Source organism: Acinetobacter sp. TY2 (assembly GCF_046269225.1).
Lineage (GTDB): Bacteria > Pseudomonadota > Gammaproteobacteria > Pseudomonadales > Moraxellaceae > Acinetobacter.
The window spans coordinates 1-5224 of the sequence record NZ_JBJZOR010000052.1 but is presented as its reverse complement, the minus strand read 5'-3'; the positions used below and the strand labels follow the sequence as shown (position 1 = coordinate 5224).

4 protein-coding genes and 1 pseudogene are annotated in these 5224 nt (G+C 39.3%); all 5 read right to left on the bottom strand.

From position 1 onward, the window contains the following. Positions 1 to 341 precede the first annotated feature (341 nt). Positions 342 to 659, bottom strand: a complete 318-nt coding sequence (locus ACK1JC_RS16805; RefSeq protein WP_163121999.1) for a hypothetical protein — start codon at positions 657 to 659, stop codon at positions 342 to 344. A gap of 252 nt (positions 660 to 911) precedes the next feature. Beyond that, positions 912 to 1916, bottom strand: a complete 1005-nt coding sequence (cydB, locus tag ACK1JC_RS16800) for a cytochrome d ubiquinol oxidase subunit II (RefSeq protein ID WP_163121996.1) — start codon at positions 1914 to 1916, stop codon at positions 912 to 914. Further along, positions 1913 to 3358 (bottom strand): cytochrome ubiquinol oxidase subunit I, encoded by a 1446-nt coding sequence (locus ACK1JC_RS16795; protein ID WP_163121994.1) that lies wholly within the window; start codon positions 3356 to 3358, stop codon positions 1913 to 1915. The genes cydB and ACK1JC_RS16795 overlap by 4 nt, the downstream gene beginning before the upstream one ends. 273 nt (positions 3359 to 3631) lie before the next feature. After that, a complete protein-coding gene (locus tag ACK1JC_RS16790; protein WP_081401333.1) occupies positions 3632 to 4042 on the bottom strand; it encodes a DUF2946 family protein in 411 nt (136 codons plus the stop codon). 254 nt (positions 4043 to 4296) lie between these two features. Next, a pseudogene (locus tag ACK1JC_RS16785) lies at positions 4297 to 5154 on the bottom strand (MBL fold metallo-hydrolase); the annotation flags it as partial. Between the last annotated feature and the right edge of the window lie 70 nt (positions 5155 to 5224).

The window sequence follows — 5224 nt, the reverse complement described above, 5'->3', positions numbered from 1 at the left end:
TAAGGCATAGCGTTTAGTCATAAAAGTATAATGGGGACAAGGTGGTTTTCCTCAAGGTAATTGATGACACGCCCTAGTTAATTTTGCTTAAAAAACAAAATTTTTCATAGCCCACCAAAGTATTATAATTGATCAATCCTGATGCTGATTTTTTTGTATAGATTCTTTTAGCCTGTTATGCTTTTATTTTTGAACAGATTAAATTATACACAAATTGATTTCAATGAATCACTTTTTTGATGCTTCGTTAGTATGTGCTAAGAGCGTATATTAGTATATTAAATTGAAAATAATACCACAGCACCAGTCAGAAAAACCTGACTAGTGTATCGCTGAGGAGATTAGTATTCATAGTTATTACTAATGGACCATTCCTGTAACTTTCCAAACACGATCTGGTCATTAAAAAGCAAATCATTGTTTGCTAGCGTCCTACTCTCATCTGTTGGACAGAAACCATCATCACAGTCTGAATCGACGACCCAACAACCGCGGACAAACAGGATTTCATTTCCTTCTTGCTCCAGCTGTTTTTCCACCCGTTGAATTGCTTCATCAATGTTTTTTGCGCCTAAATAAGCTGTCACATACGCATAGGATTCTGATGGATCCGATGCTTTTTTAAATTCAATGCCTACACAAAAAAGATATTTTTTCATCATTTACTCCTAATTTATTTTTAGTCCAAACTTCTCATCACACTTATTCAGATCCAGCAACTTTTTAGTCTAAAAAACTGAACCTCTATAGAAAATAGGTCAGTAAGGAAAACCTCACTGACCCATATTTAAAATTTAATACGCCAATTTTAACAGAAATCTAAATAATCCAGCGACCAATGCCAAACTTAAAAAACCAGCTAGCCATAAGCCAATAAACCATTTTAATTCAGAAATTTTCATTCAGCCTCCTTAATGATAACCTTCATCACCCACACGGACTTTATCCCTGAAAACCCAATAGGATAATCCGGTATAAATAAGAATGATCGGAATTAAAATCAATGCTCCAATGAGGGCGAACAATTGACTACTGGCAGGTGCTGCAGCCTCCCAAATGGTGACTGATGGTGGAATGACATAAGGCCATAAACTAATCAGAAAACCGCTATAAGCGAGAATTACCAAAGCCAAAGTATAAATGAATGGCAGGAACTCTTTGCGCTGCTTACAGGCTTTGATTGCCAGGAAAGTAAACAGCAGAACCAGTACGGGTACCGGGCTAAAATAAAAGAGTTGCGGTTGACTGAACCAGCGTTCTGCAATTTGAGGATGAGCCAAAGGCGTATAGATGCTGACACAAACAAAAATTATCAGTAATGAAATCAGCAGTTTTGGCATCAATTGAAACATGCGGTTCTGCAGCATTTTTTCAGTTTTAAAGATCAACCAGCCACATCCTAGCGTTGCATACAGTACGACTACACTTAAACCGGTAAACAGGGAAAAAGGTGTTAACCAATCCAGACCGCCGCCAGTATATATCCCATTGGTGGTTTCAATACCCTGAATATAGGCACCCAAAATTACGCCTTGTAAAAATGAACTCAGAATGGAACCCCAAATAAAAGCTTGATCCCAGAGATGTTTAGTTTTATTGGCCTTAAACCGGAATTCGAAGGCAACTCCCCTGAAGATTAGCGCAATCACCATCAGAATAATCGGCATATACAGAGCCGATAACACAGTGGAATACACCAAAGGAAACGCAGCAAATAATCCTGCTCCACCCAGTACCATCCAGGTTTCATTACCATCCCAGACTGGCGCGACGGTATTCATCATAACATCACGTTCCTGCCGATCGGAAATAAAGGGAAATAGAATACCGATACCGAGATCAAAACCATCTAGCACGATATAGATCAGTACACCTAATCCAATAATTAGAATCCAAATCAATGATAAATCGATCATTTTTGATTCTCCTGAGATTGCGTAGAACTTACTTGATCCAGATCGCTCTCATCATCAATCGTACTTAATGGACGTTTTGATGCCTGTATAACTGCCTGCTCACTATGTGGTGCCGAATGTATAAATTCTGGACCTTTGCGCATCAATTTCAACATGTAGAAAATGCCGACTCCAAACACAATAAAGTAGACCATCACAAAAATAATAAGGGTTAAACCTACCTGTTCCGCTGAAACTGGAGAAAGTGTATCTTTGGTACGCAATACACCATAAACAACCCATGGTTGACGACCGACTTCAGTGGTAAACCAACCTGCAAGTAAAGCGATAAATCCTGAAGGTCCCATGTATAGCGCAAATCTATGCAACCATACCGAGTCATAGAACTTGTCAGTTTTTCTTAGCCATGCACCTAGCACCGCCATTAAAATCATCAGTACACCAAGTCCGACCATAATTCGGAAACTCCAGAACACGACCAGCGAGTTTGGACGGTCTTCAGGTGCAAATTCCTTTAAGCCTTTGACTTCACCATCTAAGGTATGTGTCATGATCAGGCTACCTAGATTCGGAATTCCGATCGCATACTTGGTTTCTTCAGCTTCCATATCTGGAATACCAAATAAATACAGTGGCATGCCATGATCTTTATTGGTTTCCCAGTGTCCTTCCATAGCTGCCAGTTTGGCCGGTTGGTGTTCTAGGGTATTCAAGCCATGTAGATCTCCGACAAACATTTGCAATGGTGCCAATGCGAGAATCATCCACATTGCCATTGAAAATGATTTTTTCACTAAGGCATCACGACGGCCTTTTAATAAATGGAAAGCAGCTGTTGCTGCAACTAACAAGGCTGAAACAAGGAAAGCGGCCATCGCCATATGTGCTAATCGGTATGGGAAGGATGGATTAAATACAATCGCAAACCAATCTTGCGGGACGATAATCCCATTTTCTATAATGAAGCCTTGAGGTGTTTGCATCCAGCTGTTCGAAGATAGAATCCAGAACATGGAGATACAGGTACCCACTGCAACCATTAGTGTTGCAAAAAAATGAGTTTTTGGACCTACTCTACCCCAGCCAAAAAGCATAATCCCAAGAAAACCTGCTTCAAGGAAAAAAGCACTTAAGACCTCATAAGCTAATAATGGTCCTGTCACACTGCCGGAAATTCGTGAAAACTCACTCCAGTTGGTACCAAACTGATAGCTCATCACCACGCCAGAGACCACGCCCATACCAAAGGACAGGGCAAAGACTTTGATCCAGAACTTAAATAAGTCTCGGTATACTGGATCGTTAGTTTTAAGCCAACGCCATTCCAGAACAGCCAGAAAACTGGCCAAACCAATAGAAATGGCAGGAAAAATGATATGAAACGATACGGTAAATGCAAACTGGATACGCGCCAGTTCTAGCGCGGTTAACCCTAAGTCCATGTTGTCACCTTATCCTTCTATTAATGGGTGAAAAGATTTCAGCAAAACACTCTGAAATATCGTTTTATGTATATTTAAATTTAAGTGTGTCCACATATTTACAGTATTGTAAATACGTAAGCCTTCACGTTTGCATGCCCACATTACTTTTTTAAGGCTGAGATAACTCATAATGCTGCTAACAGGCAACAAAGTATTAATTTTCATGATTAAAACTCTTTAAGATGTTGTGTGGTACAAACAGATCAACTGTTTGATGTGACAAATCGTGTCTTAAAGAGCCAAAGGAGGCGCTCTGCCCTGCGGCAGCAAATACAGCTTCTGTAAGCTGAAATAGACATGCCGGAAAACAGTCTGATAGAAATTTAATCTGACTTGAATCCGGTCCAGAACTTCATCAATCCCCAACTTAAATGGCAGCACCAAATCACCATAGACCTTACAATATTGGCATTGATGGTTATGTTCATTGTGATCGTGGGAATGTTGAAGCATCAAATCCTGTAGCAGCTCATGATGAACCGAGTGAATATGATGATGATCAGCAGGCGAAAGAAGATTGTGGGTGATCGACATACAGACCGGAGCAATATGAAATTTTTCCGGCAGCAGAGGCTGTAAATATACTGCAATTTGCAAAAGTATGGCTGCAAATGCAATAAAGATTCCACTTCGCTTCAGCAAGTTTTCTCTCGACTGGCATCGAATAAGAGGGATACGCTGGATAAAAAGATGAAATTTAAAGATAAATTCCTACTTATTTACTCAGCTTTTCATTCTATAAATATATAATATATATTCGTTTTTGAAAAGCAAAAAAAAAAATAAATAAAAAGTTGATTAAATTAAACACTTAAGATAATAAAATAACTTTCTCTTACAGTTGATGCAGGAGAAAGTTATTTATTGTACAAAGAGTGTTCAGAAGAAGACTTTGCTTACTTGAAATAATTGAGAGGCAATTTTAAGTAAGATACGCCATTTTGTTCTGGTTGGGGAAAGCGTCCCGCATTCATATTAATCTGAATGGATGGCAGAATCAGCTCAGGCATTCTCAAGGTTGCATCACGTTTTTGGCGCATTGCAACAAACTCCGCTTTTTCTGTGCCAATATGAATATGAATATTAAACTGTTTCTGAGTTTTGATATCCGTTTCACAGATGTAGTCATGACGTGATTCCGGTAAATAGTCATGACATAGGAAAACACGAGTGTCTTCAGGCAACTGATAGAGGGTCTGTACAGAGTCAAATAAAGTCGCAGCACTGCCCTTAGGAAAATCACATCGTGCCGTTCCATAATCAGGCATAAACAAGGTATCACCCACAAAAACAGCATCCCCAATCACATAACTCAAGCATGCAGGTGTATGGCCAGGAGTAGGAATATTATAGGCTTTCAGGTTGCCAATATGAAATTCTTCGTGATCCTGAAATACATGATCAAATGTCTGGTAAGCATTGAATTGTTTGATATCAATGTTATAGATTGAGCTAAAGGTGTCCTGTACCAGTGAAATTCGTTCGCTCATCGCTGTTTTTCCACCGAGTTGCTGTTTTAAATACTGTGCTGCTGTTAAATGATCTGCATGTACATGCGTTTCCAAAATCCACTCAACCTGTAAGCCCTGCTCTTTGACATACGCGATGATTTGATCGGCATGCGTGGTAGATGTCACTGCTGAAGCAGAGTCATAATCGAGAACACTGTCGATAATCGCACATTGTTTTGTGGCTGGATCTGAAACTACATAACTGAATGTATTTGTTTTAGGATCAAAAAAATCTTTTAGAACCTATCCAGAATATTTTCTATGCAAAAGTAGCCTTAAAAAGGCTAAATTAATGAACTGAAGGCTCGTATTT